General features: G+C 53.1%; 14 protein-coding genes and 2 tRNA genes. 8 read left to right on the top strand and 8 right to left on the bottom strand.

The genetic code is table 11. The annotated features are described in order from the left end of the window. The first annotated feature begins 66 nt into the window (after positions 1–66). Complete coding sequence (locus MTP38_RS13260; RefSeq protein WP_249233817.1) at positions 67–1584, top strand: sodium/proline symporter; 1518 nt, start codon at positions 67–69, stop codon at positions 1582–1584. Positions 1585–1636: 52 nt separating this feature from the next. On the opposite strand, the gene MTP38_RS13255 is transcribed toward MTP38_RS13260, so the two are convergent. Both MTP38_RS13255 and pckA read right to left on the bottom strand, forming a co-directional pair. Continuing rightward, positions 1637–3262, bottom strand: coding sequence for an ABC transporter ATP-binding protein (locus MTP38_RS13255; protein ID WP_249233816.1), 1626 nt, complete (start codon positions 3260–3262; stop codon positions 1637–1639). Between the two features lie 423 nt (positions 3263–3685). Continuing rightward, positions 3686–5290, bottom strand: coding sequence for a phosphoenolpyruvate carboxykinase (ATP) (pckA, locus tag MTP38_RS13250; RefSeq protein ID WP_227621054.1), 1605 nt, complete (start codon positions 5288–5290; stop codon positions 3686–3688). A gap of 490 nt (positions 5291–5780) precedes the next feature. Here pckA and MTP38_RS13245 point away from each other — a divergent pair, with 490 nt between their 5' ends. The 4 genes from MTP38_RS13245 (at position 5781) to trpS (ending at position 7955) form a co-directional block, all read left to right on the top strand. After that, complete coding sequence (locus MTP38_RS13245) at positions 5781–6404, top strand: hypothetical protein (RefSeq protein WP_249233815.1); 624 nt, start codon at positions 5781–5783, stop codon at positions 6402–6404. A 105-nt stretch (positions 6405–6509) separates the two neighbouring features. Further along, positions 6510–6584 (top strand) — tRNA-Glu (locus tag MTP38_RS13240). 40 nt (positions 6585–6624) lie between these two features. Continuing rightward, positions 6625–6701: transfer RNA gene (locus tag MTP38_RS13235), tRNA-Asn, on the top strand. 192 nt (positions 6702–6893) lie between these two features. Then, on the top strand, positions 6894–7955 hold the full coding sequence (gene trpS, locus MTP38_RS13230; protein WP_227621052.1) for a tryptophan--tRNA ligase: 1062 nt from the start codon (positions 6894–6896) through the stop codon (positions 7953–7955). Positions 7956–8040: 85 nt separating this feature from the next. Here the strand turns inward: trpS and MTP38_RS13225 are convergent, their stop codons facing one another. The 6 genes from MTP38_RS13225 to MTP38_RS13200 form a co-directional block, all read right to left on the bottom strand. Then, the gene (locus MTP38_RS13225; RefSeq protein WP_117760467.1) at positions 8041–9768 is read right to left on the bottom strand and encodes a recombinase family protein; all 1728 of its coding nucleotides are present in this window, start codon (positions 9766–9768) and stop codon (positions 8041–8043) included. Further along, positions 9768–10070 carry a hypothetical protein gene (locus tag MTP38_RS13220; RefSeq protein WP_117504225.1) on the bottom strand — a complete coding sequence of 101 codons (303 nt, stop codon included), beginning with the start codon at positions 10068–10070 and terminating at the stop codon, positions 9768–9770. Before MTP38_RS13220 ends, MTP38_RS13225 begins: the two co-directional genes overlap by 1 nt. Positions 10071–10088: 18 nt before the next feature. Next, positions 10089–11378, bottom strand: a complete 1290-nt coding sequence (locus MTP38_RS13215; RefSeq protein ID WP_118285023.1) for a plasmid recombination protein — start codon at positions 11376–11378, stop codon at positions 10089–10091. 326 nt (positions 11379–11704) lie between these two features. Further along, complete coding sequence (locus MTP38_RS13210) at positions 11705–11920, bottom strand: phosphoribosylglycinamide formyltransferase (protein ID WP_109258817.1); 216 nt, start codon at positions 11918–11920, stop codon at positions 11705–11707. Between the two features lie 399 nt (positions 11921–12319). After that, positions 12320–13693, bottom strand: coding sequence for a DNA primase family protein (locus MTP38_RS13205; protein ID WP_117804184.1), 1374 nt, complete (start codon positions 13691–13693; stop codon positions 12320–12322). Continuing rightward, positions 13668–14288: a CHC2 zinc finger domain-containing protein gene (locus tag MTP38_RS13200; protein WP_118697185.1), complete on the bottom strand. Its 621-nt coding sequence runs from the start codon at positions 14286–14288 to the stop codon at positions 13668–13670. The genes MTP38_RS13205 and MTP38_RS13200 overlap by 26 nt, the downstream gene beginning before the upstream one ends. A gap of 221 nt (positions 14289–14509) precedes the next feature. Here MTP38_RS13200 and MTP38_RS13195 point away from each other — a divergent pair, with 221 nt between their 5' ends. The 3 genes from MTP38_RS13195 (at position 14510) to MTP38_RS13185 (ending at position 17835) form a co-directional block, all read left to right on the top strand. Further along, positions 14510–15613, top strand: coding sequence for a DUF6076 domain-containing protein (locus tag MTP38_RS13195; protein ID WP_117760464.1), 1104 nt, complete (start codon positions 14510–14512; stop codon positions 15611–15613). 25 nt (positions 15614–15638) lie between these two features. Further along, the gene (locus MTP38_RS13190; RefSeq protein WP_249233814.1) at positions 15639–16583 is read left to right on the top strand and encodes a DUF3658 domain-containing protein; all 945 of its coding nucleotides are present in this window, start codon (positions 15639–15641) and stop codon (positions 16581–16583) included. Positions 16584–16647: 64 nt separating this feature from the next. Beyond that, entirely contained in the window at positions 16648–17835 is a 1188-nt protein-coding gene (locus tag MTP38_RS13185) for a hypothetical protein (RefSeq protein WP_117760462.1), read from the top strand. Positions 17836–17903 lie beyond the last annotated feature (68 nt).

Here is a 17903-nt window from a genome sequence, read left to right as displayed (position 1 = left end):
TGCTGCTTTAGTGTGGTAAAATCGTGCCATGCTTTTATAGAGAAAGCAGCAAAGGGGGAAATGTATATGAGTGAGATCTGTATCATCGTCACCATCATCGTCTATCTTGCGGCCATGCTGCTGGTGGGCTTCGCCTACAGCAAGACCAACAACGACAGCACCGACTTCTACCTCGGCGGGCGGAAGATGGGCCCGCTGGTCACGGCCATGAGCGCCGAGGCCAGCGATATGTCCAGCTGGCTTCTGATGGGTATGCCGGGTCTGGCCTACCTGAGCGGCATCGCCTCGCCGGGCTGGACGGCCATCGGCCTTGCGCTGGGCACATGGCTCAACTGGCTCATCGTGGCCCGGCGTCTGCGCCGCTACTCGGCCAACCTCGACGCCATCACCGTGCCGCAGTTCTTGTCGCTCCGCTTCCATGACCAGCGCAACCTGCTGAACGCTCTGGGCGCGGTCATCATCATCGTCTTTTTCGTGCCCTACACGGCTTCGGGCTTTGCGGCCTGCGGCAAGCTGTTCCACAGCCTTTTCGGGGTGGACTACATGGCCGCCATGCTGGTGTCGGCCCTCGTCATCGTGGGCTATACCATTCTGGGCGGCTTCCGGGCCGTCACCACCACCGACCTCATCCAGTCGGTGGTCATGTCGCTGGCCCTCGTGGCGGTTCTGGGCTATGGCATCGTCGTGGCCGGAGGCTGGGGCGCTGTGGTGGAGAACGCCCAGAGCCTTTCCGGCTACCTGACCATGACCGCCAGTCACGACGCCGTGACCGGCGGGGCGACGTCCTACAGCCTGCTGGACATCGTCTCCACGATGGCGTGGGGCCTCGGCTACTTTGGAATGCCCCATATCCTGCTCCGCTTCATGGCCATCGAGGACGAGAAGAAACTGGTGCTCAGCCGCCGCATTGCGACCGTCTGGGTGGTCATCGCCATGGCAGCATCCATCCTCATCGGCATGGTGGGCCTCGGCATGACCAAGGCCGGTGCGCTGGAATTCCTCAGCGGCTCCACCAGTGAGACCCTCATCGTCCGCGTCGCCAGCCTCATCAGCCAGCACGGCGTACTGGCGGCCATTCTGGCCGGACTCATTCTTGCAGGCATCCTTGCGGCCACCATGTCCACGGCGGACAGCCAGATGCTGGCCGCTGCGTCCAGCGTATCCCAGAACATCCTGCAGGAGTTCGCCCACCTCAAGCTGAGCGAGAAGCAGAGCCTCTTCGCCGCCCGCCTGACCATCGTCTGCGTCAGCGTGGTGGGCGTGGTGCTGGCCCGCGACCCCAACTCCAGCGTCTTCGGCATCGTCAGCTTCGCGTGGGCCGGCTTCGGCGGCGCCTTCGGCGCGGTCGTCCTCTGTGCTCTGTTCTGGAAGCGCTGCAACTGGCAGGGCGCGCTGGCCGGTATGCTTTCCGGCGGCCTGATGGTCTTCGTCTGGAAGTACCTCGTCAGCCCGCTGGGCGGCGTCTTTGGCATCTATGAGCTGCTGCCCGCCTTCCTCGTCTCGCTGGCTGTCTGCGTGGTGGTCAGCCTTGTGACCCCGGCCCCGGAGGCCGACATCCTCGCCGAGTTCGACGCGGCAAAATAACCAATAAAACAAGAGGAGGGCCTGTGCTGAAACCCGGCACAGGCCCTCCTTTTTATGCTTGTGTGACGCTTCCGTGCTCCACCCGGTATACCTTGTCAAACTGCTTCATGAACGCCCCCGATACGTCGTGGGTGATGGCCACCACCATGCAGGGGAGAGCGAGCAGATTTTCCATGACCTGTCCGCTGGTGTCGGGGTCGAGGCTGGCGGTGATCTCGTCGGCGATGATGAGGTCGTACCGGCGAAGCGCCAGCCGTGCAATGCCGATGCGCTGGCGCTGCCCGCCGGAGAGATTCTTGCCGTTCTCGCTGATGAGGGTGTCGAGGCCGTCGGGCAGGGTGCTCACCCAGTCGGTGAGGCCCGCCGTCCCGATGGCGTGGGAAAGCTGAGCCTCGGGGAAGTCCGCGCCGAGGCAGATGTTGCTGCGGAGGGTGTCATTGAAGAGATAGGTTGTCTGGGCAATGTAGCCTACCCGCTGGTAGAGGCTCTGACGGTCGATGTCCCGCAGCTGCTGGCCGTTGAAGAGGATGCTGCCGGTATAGTCTGGGTAGTACTGGAACAGCAGCTTTGCCAGTGTAGACTTGCCGCAGCCGCTTTCGCCCACGAGGACGGCCTTTTCCTGCCCGGAGACCGTCAGCCGGACGCCGCGCAGCACCGGTGCAGCGGCTCCGGGGTAGGCAAAGCCGGTGTCCTTGCACTCGATGTGCTCGAGTTTACCGATGGCCCGGCCCGCAGAAACTTTTTCCGGGCCGGACATGGCTGCTTCCAGCCGCTGACGAATGCCCTTCGAGGATCTGACCTTGGCCCAGCACTGGGCGATTTGATTACAGGGCGTGATGACGAAGTTCGCCATGCTGGCGGCGGTGGAGACGGTGCCCATCGTCAGCCGCCCGTCGAAAGCGAGAAAAAGGCCCACCAGCATGACGATGGGGAAGATGAGGTTGCTGATGAGAGAGGTGTTGACCACCATGGCGTTGAGGCTCTGCTGGTAGGCCTGCTCGCTGTCGCGGGCCTGCCGGGCAGCATCCCGGTGGCGGGCGGTATAGGCGTCCTCCCGCAGAAAGCCCCGGATGACCTCGAACCCGCCCAGAAGCTCCTTGAGCTGCTGGGTGTAGCCCGCCATCTGGAGCGAAAAAGCGTCTCGGGAGGCTTTGAGCTGTTCATTCATCTTCCGGGGCAGGACCAGCGGCGGCACGGTCACAAGCAGGATGGCCGCCAGCATCACCGGGCTGATGTAAAGATACATCCCCAGCGCACAGAGCATGATGCCGCCCCAGAACGCGATGTTGAAGAGGGACATATAATAGTCGTCGTAGAGAGTGCGCAGGTCGGTGGTCAGCAGGGAGAGATAGGCTGCATCGCCCTCCCGCTGATATTGGGACACCGGGCGGCGCAGCACCCGCTCCATGACCTGCCCCCGTACCTGCTCCACTGCGCCGCAGGCGAGTTTTGTAAAGGAGCGGCGGCTCAGCCGTTCGAAAAACCAGCTGGTGAAGGTGATGAGGAACACCAGCCCCATATAGCCCAGCGCCTCCTGCTTGCTTCTAGAATCGATGAGCCACTTGAGCTGGAAGTTTTTCAGCGGCGCGAAAAAGGATACCGCCGCCGTAAAGAGCGCGAAGAGCATGAGCTTCATCCAGTGATGTCGGAAGTAGTCGTTGACCGTTGCTTTTTTCATATGCAATATCCCCCTCTATGCTTCCTGCCGCAGGGCAGAAGCTGGGTTCAGTATAACAGATTTTTGCAAAAAAAAAATAGGATCGGTCATTTTTTGGAGAAGAGAGATGCTTGACAAAAAGGGGAGATGCCACTATACTAAAAATAAGGAAAAGGCACTGCCTGCAAAATGGTCAGCTCCTTACCGGCATCTAGTTAAAAAAGATTGACCGATCCGTTGGGGAACAGAGGCGGTCAATCTTTTTTGCTTTTGGAATAATGTTTCGCTCGAGGTCTGTCCCGAAAGACATCCCGTGAGATCATTCACATCGCATTAGAGTACCATAAAACGAGATGAATTACAAGAAAAACCCATCCGACTTCCTTTTTGCGGGAAACCGGATGGGTTTTGATTTTATGGCCTTATGTAAGAGGCGCTGTCAGCTTACAGCTGGGGGCCGGCAGAGACCAGAGCCTTGCCGTGCTCGTTGCCCTCGTACTTTGCGAAGTTCTTGATGAAGCGGCCAGCCAGATCCTTGGCCTTCTCTTCCCACTGAGCGGCATCTGCATAGGTGTCGCGGGGGTCGAGGATGGCGGGGTCAACACCGGGCAGAGCGGTGGGGACCTCAAAGTCGAAGTAGGGGATCTTCTTGGTGGGAGCCTCGTTGATGGCACCGCTCAGGATGGCGTCGATGATGCCGCGGGTATCCTTGATGGAGATGCGCTTGCCGGTGCCGTTCCAGCCGGTGTTGACCAGATAAGCCTTGGCGCCGCTCTTCTGCATCTTCTTGACCAGCTCCTCAGCGTACTTGGTGGGGTGCAGCTCGAGGAAGGCCTGACCGAAGCAGGCAGAGAAGGTGGGGGTAGGCTCGGTGATGCCGCGCTCGGTGCCGGCCAGCTTTGCGGTAAAGCCGGACAGGAAGTAGTACTGGGTCTGCTCCGGGGTCAGGATGGAGACCGGGGGCAGGACGCCGAATGCATCCGCAGACAGGAAGATGACGTTCTTGGCAGCGGGAGCAGAAGAGATGGGGCGCACGATGTTCTGGATATGGTCGATGGGGTAGGAGACGCGGGTGTTCTCGGTCACGCTCTTATCGGCGAAATCGATGTGGCCCTCGGCGTCCAGAGTGACGTTCTCCAGCAGAGCGTTGCGCTTGATGGCGTTGTAGATGTCAGGCTCGGAGTCCTTGTCCAGATTGATGACCTTTGCGTAGCAGCCGCCCTCGAAGTTGAAGACGCCGTTGTCGTCCCAGCCGTGCTCGTCATCACCGATGAGCAGGCGCTTGGGGTCGGTGGACAGGGTGGTCTTGCCGGTGCCGGACAGACCGAAGAAGATGGCAGTGTTCTTGCCCTCCATATCGGTGTTGGCAGAGCAGTGCATGGAAGCGATGCCCTTCAGCGGCAGGAAGTAGTTCATCATGGAGAACATACCCTTCTTCATCTCGCCGCCGTACCAGGTGTTGACGATGACCTGCTCCTTGCTGGTGATGTTGAACAGGACAGCAGTCTCAGAGTTCAGGCCCAGCTCCTTGTAGTTCTCGACCTTGGCCTTGGAAGCGTTGTAGACCACGAAATCAGGCTCGAAGTTTGCCAGCTCCTCAGCGGTGGGCTTGATGAACATATTGGTGACGAAATGTGCCTGCCAGGCCACTTCCATGATGAAGCGGACGGCCATGCGGGTGTCCTTGTTGGCACCGCAGAAAGCATCGACGACGTACAGGCGCTTGTTGGAAAGCTCCTTCTTGGCGATCTCCTTCACGGCCTCCCATGCTTCCTGAGAAGCGGGGTGGTTGTCGTTCTTGTACTCGTCGGAAGTCCACCACACGGTGTCCTTGGAGTTCTCGTCCATGACGATGAACTTATCCTTGGGGGAGCGGCCGGTGTAGATGCCGGTCATGACGTTGACAGCGCCCAGCTCGCTGACCTGACCCTTCTCGTAGCCTTCCAGCTCGGGCTTGGTCTCCTCGTTGAACAGCTGCTCATAAGAGGGGTTGTACACGATCTCGGTCGTGCCGGTGATACCATACTTGCTCAGATCTAACTTTGCCATGATACTTATACCTCTTCTTTCGTTCAGGTCATTGCCCCGCGCGCCTGCGGCAAGCCGCCCTCAGCCAAAAGAGCACCGCAGCGGGACGATGAAAGAAATACAGATGCGTATTCTCCTGTATACCATTATACATAAATTAGGTCTGAAATCAACCGGCAGAGTGATTTTCTTCGGGTAAAAGCAACAAATCTTATTAAGAATCTTTTCCATTTGAGGCGGTTTCGTAAAAAATCCGGCCCCGTTTGGCCGCACAAATTAAAGAAAACCGGCCCAAAACAAATCTTTGATAAAATTTTGTCGATTTGGGATACAAGGGCGGGAAACGAGAGGGCAGTGCGGTGCAATTTTTGGCGGCGGAAGGCCGTATTATAAATAGAGACACAAATATTGTGTATATTCTGCGATGCATCTGGAAAAAAGACGCAGCCTATGGTATACTGAACAGACTTGACTCACGGCCATGAGCCGCCAGCATGGAGAAACAACAACGATGAAGACGCTTTACATATTTCTCACCCGCTCCGGGACCCTGCTCTCGAACCTCGTGTACCGCCTTACCGGGGCGCAGTACACCCACATCTCTCTCGCCTTCGACGAGGATCTGAGCACCCTCTACAGCTCTACCCGGAAGAACGGCTACACCATGTTCCCCGCAGGCCCCAGCCGGGAGTACCTGAACCGGGGCGTGTTCCTCATGCGGGAGAACATCCCCTGCGCCCTCTATGCGCTGGAAGTGACCGACGAGGCCTACATCCGGGCCAAGCGCCGCACCCAGCACATGATGCACCACGGCGAGCTGTACCGCTTTAATTCGCTGGGCCTGCTGCTCTGCTGGATGCATATCCGCTGGCAGCGCCGCCGGCATTATTTCTGCTCCCAGTTCGTCAGCGAGGTGCTCCAGAAGAGCGGCGCGCTGGACCTGCCCAAGCCCAGCACCCTTATGCACCCCAGCGATTACGCCGAGCTGCCTCAGCTGCGCTGCCTCTACCGGGGCGCGCTGGCCGACCTGCCCCAGCGCCAGAGCATGGAGATGGGCGAGGTGGAGAGCGTCATGGGCCTCTACCTGAGCGTCCTTCTGGGAGCTGTCAGGGGCGGCGTGCGGCATCTGTTCTGATTTTTGAAGAAATTGCCGAAAAAATTGAAAATACCTGTTGACAAAGCGGGGAGACTGTGCTAAAATAATCAAGTCGGGAACAACACCCGATGCAAATGGTAGTATGGCCCGTTGGTCAAGCGGTTAAGACAGAGGCCTCTCACGCCTTTAACATCGGTTCGATTCCGGTACGGGTCACCATTTTTAGTAATAAAACGGCTGTATGCCGTTTTATATAGATGCCTCTTTAGCTCAGTCGGTTAGAGCACCTGACTGTTAATCAGGGTGTCGCCTGTTCGAGTCAGGCAAGAGGCGCCAGCAAAGCGATGGAAATTTTCCATCGCTTTTTTCTTTTTCCTGTTCCGGCGCGGCTTTTGTTGACAGAAAATGCGGCGGGGGATATACTTATAAAAAACGAACTGCTCAGGCCGCCTGCGGCGTCCAGCTCTCCGGATGGGAGAGCCTTTGGAAAACCGAGAAAAGATAAGCCTGATGAAAAAGGAGAAACGTATGAAACAGATCATTCTGACGGGCGACCGCCCAACGGGCCGTCTCCATGTCGGCCACTATGTCGGCTCTCTGAAGGAGCGTGTCCGGCTGCAGAACTCCGGTAAGTTCGACGAGATCTTTATCATGATCGCCGACGCGCAGGCTCTGACGGACAATGCCGATAACCCGGAGAAGGTGCGCCAGAACGTGCTGCAGGTGGCGCTGGACTATCTGGCTGTGGGCATCGACCCGGCCAAGGCACACATCTTCATCCAGTCGATGGTGCCCCAGCTGACCGAGCTGAGCTTCTATTATATGAACCTCGTCACCGTTTCCCGCCTGCAGCGCAACCCGACCGTCAAGGCCGAGATCCAGCAGAAGAATTTTGAGTCCAGCATCCCGGTGGGCTTCTTCACCTACCCCATCAGTCAGGCCGCCGACATCACCGCCTTCAAGGCGACCACTGTCCCCGCCGGCGAGGATCAGCGCCCCATGATCGAGCAGTGCTGCGAGATCGTCCGCAAGTTCAACTCGGTCTACGGCGAGACGCTGGTGGAGCCGGAGATCGTCCTGCCCCAGAACGCCGCCTGCCTGCGCCTGCCCGGCACCGACGGCAAGGCCAAGATGAGCAAGAGCCTCGGCAACTGCATCTACCTCTCCGATGAGCCGGAGGACATCAAGAAGAAGATCATGTCCATGTACACCGACCCGAACCACCTGCGGGTGCAGGATCCCGGCAAGGTGGAGGGCAACCCCGTCTTCATCTATCTGGACGCATTCAGCCGCCCGGAGCATTTTGCGGAGTTCCTGCCCGAGTACCAGAACCTCGACGAGCTGAAGGCACACTATCAGCGCGGCGGTCTGGGCGATGTGAAGGTGAAAAAGTTCCTGAACGCCGTCATGCAGGCCGAGCTGGAGCCGATCCGTACCCGCCGCAAAGAGTGGGAGCAGCGCCTGCCCGAGGTGGTCGAAATTCTGAAGGAGGGCAGCGCTGTGGCCGAAAAGACCGCCGCCGCCACCCTCGCTGAGGTGCGCAAGTCCATGAAGATCGATTACTTTACGGACGGCAATCTCCTGAAATAACGATTGGTAAATAAAAATCCCCTCAGCCAAAGGCTTAATAGTGACAAGTAACTATTTTGTCGCAGAGAACGGTGTGACCCGAAGGTCACGCCGTTTTTCTGTGTTCATAGGTTGTTTGCGTGATGATAGGCTCGGAAATAACGGGAATATCTACATCGTCCACGAAGTTGAAGAAAATCTTCACTTTCTGCTTGCGCTTGCCGCTGGATTTGTCCGGGGCATAGACGATGATTTTCTTGATATACTCGTTCACGATGGTCTGTGTCAGCTCCTCCACATCCACATATTTCTGTGTCAGGGCGATAAAGGCATCCAGACCGTCGTTCATTTCTTCCCGCTGTTCCACCCATTCTTCGATAACTTCAATTTCGAGCTTTAACCGTTCCTGCTCCGCTTCATAGTCCGCAGACATCTTTCTGTATCTGTCCTGATTGAGATTTCCAAGAACATAGTCCTCGTACAGCCGGGCGATGATGACATCCAGATCGGCAAGGCGTTTCTTTGCCTGTTCCAGCTTCTTTTTGTCATCCCGGATGCTGCGCTCCTGGTCAGTCCTGCGGCATTGCAGCCATTCCTCCTGAAAACCGTCCACATCGCTTCGGATATACTCATTGACTGCCCGGATGCGTTCCAGAACGATTTCACGAAGCACATCTTCCCGGATATAGTGGGCAGTACAAGTACCACGGTTGCTCTTGTAGTTGTTGCAGACGTAGTGATCCTGCTTGCCCTCAAAGTTTTTGCTTGTGGCAAAGTGGAGCTTGCCGCCGCAATCGGCACAAAACAGAAGCCCGGAGAACAATCCCTGCCGTTCCGCTTTTGCAGGGCGGCGTTTGTTTTTCCTCAGTTCCTGCACCCTGTCAAACTGTGCCTGAGATACAATCGCTTCCTGTGTGTCCGGCAGATAAAACATATTCTCCGGCTCATTGGGAATCCGCTTTTTCAGCTTGTAGGACTTGGAATAAGTCTTGAAGTTGCAGGTACAGCCTGTGTACTCCTGCCGTTCCAAAATCCCTACAATGGACTGGTTGCCCCAGTGGTACGGTCTTTCCGGCATCGGCTTTTTCTTTCGCTTGGCATAGAGTGCCTTTGCAGTCAGAATCTGCTTTTCTTCCAGAATCCTTGCAATCTGCTCCGGGCCTTTGCCGTCAATGCAAAGGTCGAAGATGAGCTTGACTACCGGAGCCGCTTCTTCATCCAGAATCCAGTGATCCTTGTCCTCCGGGTCACAGCGGTATCCGTAGGGCGGTTTGCCCATGTGCTTCCCACTGGTTCCTCTCTGCCGCAAACTGACACGGACTTTCTTGCTGGTATCACGGGGATACCACTCGTTGAACAGATTACGGATTGCGGCGAAGCCCTCGCTGTCTCCCCGGTTGCTGTCTACGCCATCATTTATAGCGATAAAGCGGACATCATAACTCGGAAAGATAATATCCGTATATTGTCCAACAGTCAGATAGTCACGACCAAAGCGGCTGAGGTCTTTGACCAGCCAGCAGCCCACAAGCCCCTGCTTGACAAGCTCAAAGCCTTCCTGCACACCGGGACGATTGAAGTTCGTCCCCGTATAACCGTCATCCACCAGAATTTTCAGGTTTGTATATCCGTGGTCACGGGCATATCGGGTTAAATACTCTCTCTGATTTGCGATACTGTTACTCTCGCCTTCCTGGGCATCCTCGTTGCTCAGACGGCAATAGAGAATGGTAATTTTCTGCTGATCCAACATAATATCCTCCTTCGGTGGTTGGTCAGCCGACAGTACCGTTGTGCATATTGGAATTATATCATGCTTTTGTGTCGCAGTCATTAACAAATCACCCCCTTGTCAGAAAAAATGAGCCGTTTTACCTTGTCGGTAAGTGGCTCATTTCCGTCACACTCCGTTTCAATCACATACCATGTGTTTCCGATCTTGCACTCAATGGTTTTGCAGAAAGAGGACTGTGCCGCTTCCCAACGCTTGCGGCATTCTTCCAGAAAATCAATAGGCGGCTCAAAAATCGGATCGAAGCAGGAGCAAATATCAATATAGCCGATGGCATCGTTGATTTCTTCCATCGGGGCATCTTCCATAATCATCTTGTTAATTTCCTCTACGGTTTTCTTCATAGGCAAATAGTTCCTTTCTTAAATTTCCATGTCCTGTCCACGATTGCGGGCAGGGTGTTTGTGTTCATACAGTTCCTTTCCCCTGGCGAGGATGGCATTGATAAAAGCCCAGACCTTTTCAGATGCAATCTCAATCGCATCCAGGAAAGGCTGGGCTTTCTGTTTCAGCTCCTCATAGTCTTTGTTCAGTTTTTCAAAACGGTCTTTCCATATCTTTGCGTTTTTATCTGCCTGCTCGAATTTCTGCTTGTATTTCAGCTTCTCAGACTTTTCCGCAAAGCTGCTGACCGCATAATCCTTTAGCGTGCGGCACTCATCCGCCGTCATGGTAACATTTCCCGTAATGGGATTTTTCTTGCCCATCGACTCAATCTCATGTGCAGTCATAGCAACAGACTTAGCAGCTTGAGTTTCCTTTTTCAGCGCTTCCAGTTTCTTTTTCTGCTTCTCCGTGGCAGCTTTGGCATCCGCTAAGCTCTGCTCGGCCTGTGTCACCTGTCCGGTCACAGCTTCCAAACGCTGCTGTTCGGCCTGTACCTTGAACTGTGTCACCGTCAGATGTTCCTCGGTACTGCCACGCTCTCCACGCTCCACATCGGTATATCCGGCGGCTCGCATGAAATTAAAAAAGTCATCCTGCAGCACACTGTAGGACGACTTCAAAATCTTTTTCCCTTTTGCGTTCAACATCGGATTTCCGTTTTCATCAAGAACGGGTTTGGATTCCCACTTCTTACTGCGGCTGACCTGTGTGATCGTTTCCTTTACCGTTCCCCGGAGGGATTCATCCTTGCATCGCTTCGACCACAGGATTTGTTTCTCCACCACCGGGATATAAACCACATGAAGGTGATAGTGGTACACATCCTCACCCAGAGCTTCCGACATTGCCCGGTTGCGCTCGTCGGCATGCATTACAGCGGAGAGGATATACTGCTCACCGCCCACAATCTCCACGGCGGCTTTGTAGGCATCGGCATAGAACTGTTTGGCATATTCATAGCCGCCGTGGTTGTGGAAGTAGGCAGAGTTTACATCAAACAGCAGCTCCCCATATTTCACCGCATCGGCTTTCAGACCACGGGTGGAGATAACACCATCTGCAATCATCTGATCGAACATGGCGGCATAGCTGTCGGTAGGTTTCTTGAAGTGGACATTGCGGTGGGTCTGGGTGGTATCAATATCTTGATTGGAGTAGCTGTCTTTTTCTCGCTCGTTATGCTCCTGAACTTTCGCCACATCGTCGAGGGTGGGCAAGTCCTGGTTACGGGCAAAGGTACGGTCAATTCCATCGTTTCTTGCCATAGGTTTTTTCCTTTCTTTCGAGAGTAGCAGACGGGCGGGGCTGCGGGGATGCACTTCTGCGGAAGTGTAATAACCCACTATAACACTTTCATCCATTCTGGCTGCAAAGTGCCGTGGGCTCTCCCGAGGGGGTGTGCGGTCACTGCGGTGACCTCTGCTGACCAAGGCAAAATGTCTGCAACTTTTCCCATGGTCAGCCCGTCTGCATGAAGCTGTTCTGCGGAACGTTTCTTGCAGACGTTGGCAGCGTCTTTCACTGCCATCCATAGGCAGCACTGCGGTGTGCCTATGGGGACGGGAGATGCGAGGGGCTGTTGCCGGGGGCATCACTTCTCCCGTCTTTGCTGCCATACAATGTCGCATCCCAGCACATCGGCAAGCTCCAATACTTCCTTGTATCGGATGCTTTCCCGCTGTAATTTTGCGGACAGGTTGGAAACGCTGTCGCTCCATCCGTACTCGTCCGAGAGCAGGTCAACAACTTCCTGCATGGTCATCCCAGCACGGATGATCTGTGCCTTGATTTCATTGCGTACATTCATATTGAAAAATCCTCCATAATTCTGTTTGTGGTTCGGTACAATCTCTGCACCCCAAAACGGAGCAGATACACCGAACAGTGAAAAATCTGCAATCTCTGAAATCCGTTCAGAATTTTGCTTGTGATGTCCTGTCCATATATGACCATATCCCGCTTTACTGTTTCGTGTGATTTGGTCTGGAAAAATGAAAACATCTATTGTTCCGTGAACAGGGTACACGGTTCAGAGAAGCACGATTTCGTGAAATAGCTTCGTCCTGCGGTCAAAAACTTTGCTGTTTCCATTGCCATTGATTTTCAATACCCGAAAACAGGTTGTCTCTGAAAGCCGTTGTTTCCTATAATGGGAGAAAACAGGGGTAAATGCTGCGTACATACGTACAGAGCATGACTGGCAAAATCAATCCCGCCATTCCTCCGGTACGTACGTACATGACGAAACATCGTAAAACCCATTTATATGAGGCCTTGCCACAGCTTCCACACCCATAAATCCCCACACCCGCCGTCCGGCAGAGTTGGTGATGTTGTTGCAATGTTCCAGATTGAATTTCTTGGCATTGGCAATCATGGCGTCGCTGAAGCTGCGGGCTTTCAGCGGTGCAAGGGAATTTTCTTCGCACCACATCCGATAGATTTCATAGAAATCCTTGGAGCTGATGGACGCATCCGCTTTACGCCGGATATATCCCTCGGAATCCATGAAATCAAAGATATTGTTGTTGTCACGCTTGACCGCTTCCCGGTTTTCCCGGATACGGTCACTCTCCGTAAACTTAAAGTTGTTGGCAACGAGCCGCTGCAATCCTTCGAACACCCACAGGAAGATGCCCTCAGCTTCGGCTTTCATCTTCTCAGCAAGGTCGGGATCGTCGGCTCTGCCCACGGGCTTTTCCTTGGTAGTCAGTACAAGCTGTCTGCGGTAAAAGCCGTCGCTGCGGTCATACAGGGCTTGCAGATCACCATTGCTGAATGCCAGCAACCGGGCAAACATCCAGCCCTGATAACTCTGCTTGCCCTTGCGTTCCAAGTCCATTTTGCCCTGTGCAGTCACGATGGATTTTACATAGTTGGTCTGACGCAGAGCTTCCATCCGCATATCATCATCCACGCACAGCAGGATGTGTTCCAGATCGGCACGGGCAAAACGGTTTTCAGAAATCTTCCCGATGCTGCCGTCTTTCATATTCGTGCCGAAGATGGTGGACAGCACCGCACCGATTTGGGATTTGCCCTCACCGCCGTTGCCCTTAATCACCATCATGCGCTGACCTTTGTTGGAGGGAATCAGACAGTAGCCAATGAACTCCTGCAAAGTGGGGATGTCCTCCGCATGGAGCAGCCCATCCAGAAAGTTCAGCCAGATCACCGGCGCAGTAGCATCGAGATTGTAAGCAACAGGCAGACGACTTCGCACGATAGCCGGTCTGCCCTCGGTAAATGTTCCGTTCAGCAGCAGCGTACCGTTGGACACATGAATGCGATCCTGCTCCGGCGGAAAGTCCGGCACTTGTGCTTCCAGTTTCAGCACTTCCAGAATGTTGGTGATCTTCCGTGGGATATTGTTCGCAGCACAGAATTTCAGCTTGTCGTAAATCTCCCCACGCAATGGGAGATCGTCCGTCACTCTACCATCGGGCGTGAAAAAAGCTCCGTTTGCAAAGATGATTCTGCGCTCATGCAGAAATTCTTCACAAAACAGAGCTTCGTTGATGTTCTGCCCATCAAACCACATGGGCAAGTTCATATCAGGCGTTTTTCGGTTCTTCGCCATGGTACGCCACCTCCTTCTTCTTTCGTGCGGTGTACTCTTGCAGAAAAGCAATCTTGCCCTCCTTCATCAGCTTGTCCACCAATGCCACCCGTTCTTCCAGATCGCCCACGGTCAGCACGTCTGCCATATATTCGATATGGCAGTGCATCTGGCAGGCTTCCACAAAACGATCATCCAGAGCATTTTCCGGTGTCTTGGGTGCGTATCGTACTTTCCAATCTTCCAGCAGATGCAGATAATCCGTCAGCACCCGGAAGCACAGCATTTCATCCTCCCGGAACTGACGGATATAGGGACGTTTGAGCTTGGCCATAGCTGCGGCAGTGGGCGGTTTCGGGTCAAGTCCGAAGTCCGAAGCCAGCTTTTGCGCTGCTTCATAGCTGCTCAGATCGAACGACCTTGCCACGAAGTCGATCACATCCCCCTTGACTCCGCAGCCAAAGCAGAAGAAATAATCCTCATTCAGCTTCATGCTCGGATGCCTGTCATTGTGGAACGGGCAGCAAGCCATGCCGTTTCGGTTGACTTTCAGCCCGTAGTGTTCGGCGGCTTGCTTTACGCTGATTGCCACCTTGATGGTTTCATAGATTGTCATAGAAAACCTCCGTTCATAGTATTCAGAAAGCACGAAACACCCGCCGTGATTGGCAGGTGCTTCGCTCCGTCTACTATTGTTATGCCGGATTTTTCAAAAAACAGGCTAATCGGAGGACAACCCCGTTTCAAAAAACAGGACAACTTATGGATAGATGTAGATTTCTTTACATTAGCATGATAGAATTAAGAAAATGAAAAAACAGGACAGGAGGGGCAAGCATGAACCAAGAACTGATGACATTGGATTTTTGGCAGGATACGGTCATATATGAGGGAAAAACACTTCCTGTCGGCGCTCTTGCCTGTGATGCGCTGAATGTCCCTGCGGATACCATCGCAAAGATGAACGAGCAATGCGAGAAAATCAATCTGCTGCTTGGAATATTAAACGCCGGACAGGATGCTTCTGCACTCTGTCCTATTGCAACGGAAGCTGCTCTGACGATGCTTGATATTCTCAGTCAAACACCGCCGTTCTCCTATATGAATATCTCAAAGCACAGAGAACGGATTGAAAAAGTCTTTACTGTGGACAATGCGCTGAAATATGTGGAGTTTGCCATAAAAGCCGCAACCAATTCTTTGCAATTTGAAGAAATCCAGAACTTTGCCGATGCGATGATGCTCCAACGCTATACCGCAGTTTTCGGGCATCTGGCATACTCCCTTGGGGAATACCAAACGACCATGCTTGATTTTGCAGAAAAATCAGACGGCAACGAAGCTGACCGTACCGCAGAGGGCTTTGCCAGAATGTTCGGCAATTATTTCCCGCCGGAGTTTTCCATCACGGAGGGCAATGCCTGGATGTCTACCCTGAACAATTCCGTTCAGTATGTATCCGTCATCCGTCCCGGCGAAAAAGTTGCGAAGCTGGTCAAGCGGATGCACTATGTATCCTTTGTGGGGATGTTCCGGTCTGATCTCTTTGAGGGCCTGTGTGTTGGCCATGCACCGAAAAAATGCAAAATCTGCGGCAAATGGTTTCTGACCACCAATGCAAGGCACACCAAATACTGCGGCGGCTACGCTCCGGGGGACAAGCTGCACCGCACCTGCCGGCAGATCGGTAACCTGAAAGGCAGAGAACAGCGGGAACTTGCGGACGATCATCCGCTGAAACAGATTTATGAGAAGCGACTGAATACCATAAACCGCTATGTGAAGCGTGGCGCTCTGGACGCTGATCTTGCAGAGGTTATGAAAAAACTGGCGAAAGATAAGATGCTTCGGGCGCTGAGCAATGTCGCTTACGCCAAGGGTGATTATGAAAAAGAAATGGGACAGGCTGCGTTGAAGAAAGAAGCAATAAAAAGAATTTGAATTTAGCTAAGAGGTGAGCAACGTTATGTTAGAAGTAGTATTTAGCGACAGTGCCGCAGGGACTATGGCGGTTGCGATTGGACATAAGGGTTTTTTAGGCGGAGCAACCAGTGTAATTATCTCTGATGGGACAGTTTCAAAAGAAGAAATAGAAAAGTTCCAGCATCAAGCAGAAGAACGGGAGCGTTCTGGTTGGGAGAATGCTATACCGTTGGAAGGAAATCGTAAGGACATAGTTAATCTTCCGCTGGCATTGTCTGTGGGCAACATCTCCGAAGCAGGAATTTGTTTGGAGCGTGAGTCGGCATTATCTTTGCTACTAAGCATACTGCCCGATATGGCATCTGAAATCGTAACTAAACTTCTCAATACATCCCGAAAGAACTATGCTACACTACTGGAAAAAGCACAAAACGGAGAGCCGATTCGTGTTTGGGTCGGACGAGACCCAGATGATGTGTGCGGATTGTATTGGCTTCTGGAACAACTACGACCAATCGGCTTTGAAAAATTGGATATTACCATTGTGGAGCTTCCAATGTGGGAAACAAGACCAGATGGATGCATTGTCCAGTATAACGGTTGGGGAGAAGTTGAACCTTATCACTTGGGACGGATGGCATCTCTTGGGAAGAAGTTGCCAACAAATTACCTTCGTAGTTTGGCTAACCGCTGGAGAGAACTCCAACAGGAAAATTCTCCTCTTCGTGCTGTTATAAACGGCAAACTGGTCAGCGTATCAGAAACTCTGTATGATACATTTATTCTTCGAGAATTGGATACACTGGACGACGAGTTTAGGGAAAGCGTGCTTGTTGGACAGGTTCTTGGAAAGAATCAATTAGGGATCGGTGATGGGTGGATTGCTTTGCGTGTGGAACAATTTATCAAAGAGGGACTTCTGCTCCCAATCACAACTCCTGCACCAAATGCACCTATTTATCACCGTATGTTAAAGAAAATAAAGTAATAAATAACCCATTAGTTGATCACGGGATATTTATGAGTATTACTAAACTGGAAGGAGGTGCGCTATGCTGAATGATTTTTCATGGAATATGACCGGATACATACCGAAACACGCTGTCAATCCATCCGATGATGGCATCCCACCCTATGTTGCAGAGCGCATCTTCCAGCTGGAACCGGAACCGCCTACAGTAGACAATCCGAACGAATATATCCTGTCTGCCCTACGGGAAAAAGACTTGAAATATTTCTCATTCTTTCTCCACCACTACGAGCTGCAACTTAACAAGCGCATCAAAACCTTTCTCGGTGTGGATGGCGGCAATCGATACGACACAGACCGTTTTCTGGATATAAAACTGTCCTGCCGGGAGCAAATGCTCCAAAAGCTGATGGACTATGCTCCTGCCAAAGGTGCGGAGTATGCAACATACATTTTTCCGTTCATTCGGGATGCTATGCTCCGTTTCCGCATGGGCGAAGAAAAATGGTCGGTATCCTCTCTGACCAATTACAAAATGGTGCGGTCAATGGCGTGGCTGTACCATAACACCAAGGATGCGGTCAGTGAATTTGCAAAGAAATACAACTGCGACCTTGCCCTTGCGGAAGGATACCTGAAAGTAGTCCGTGGCATCCGCAATCAGCAGCCATTCTATGTAACGGACGAGGATGGCGAGGAAACAGGTGAAGATGTTGCCCTTGATGATACATGGAACTATACCGACATCCTCTGGAACGGCATACAGGCTGAAAAGGTGCAGCGGGCATTTGAGAAACTGAATTACCGGGAGCAAACCTTGCTTGAAAAGCGGCTGGCGATTTGTATGACCTGTGGGCGTGTCGGCTCATGGAAGAACCGCCCCACCTTTGAAGAACTGGCGGTTATGTTTGAGGGCAGCACAGCCAGCGGTGCAGAGCGAGCCTACCGGAAAGCAGTGGACAAGCTGACGGAGTTTTTGGTTGCCGAGGGTGCTATCCATGCAGTCCGGCTGAAACAGAAATCCAAAACCAAGCGCAAAAAGAAAATCACCGCCGCAATCTACGAATACCAGGCAGACTGCGACGGCGAATGGGGCGAAATATCAGTTGATTTTGAGAACGGCACAGCAGAAATCATTCGGCTTGCTGATTGGGATACAATTAAAACGAACTGGTTTGCCAATGAGGCGATCCGGTATATTTTATCATTGTCGCCTGATGCTCTTAAAAAATATATGCTCGTCCCCCTTGAGCCGCCACTTATATCCTGAATCCTTACAACAACTGTAAGTGGTATTTGCTGTGTTCCCATGCTATCATTTTATTACAAATGATAGGA

It is taken from the genome of Faecalibacterium sp. I3-3-89, from assembly GCF_023347275.1.
Classification (GTDB): Bacteria; Bacillota; Clostridia; order Oscillospirales; family Ruminococcaceae; genus Faecalibacterium; species Faecalibacterium butyricigenerans.
This window is presented reverse-complemented; position numbering and strand designations above follow the sequence as displayed.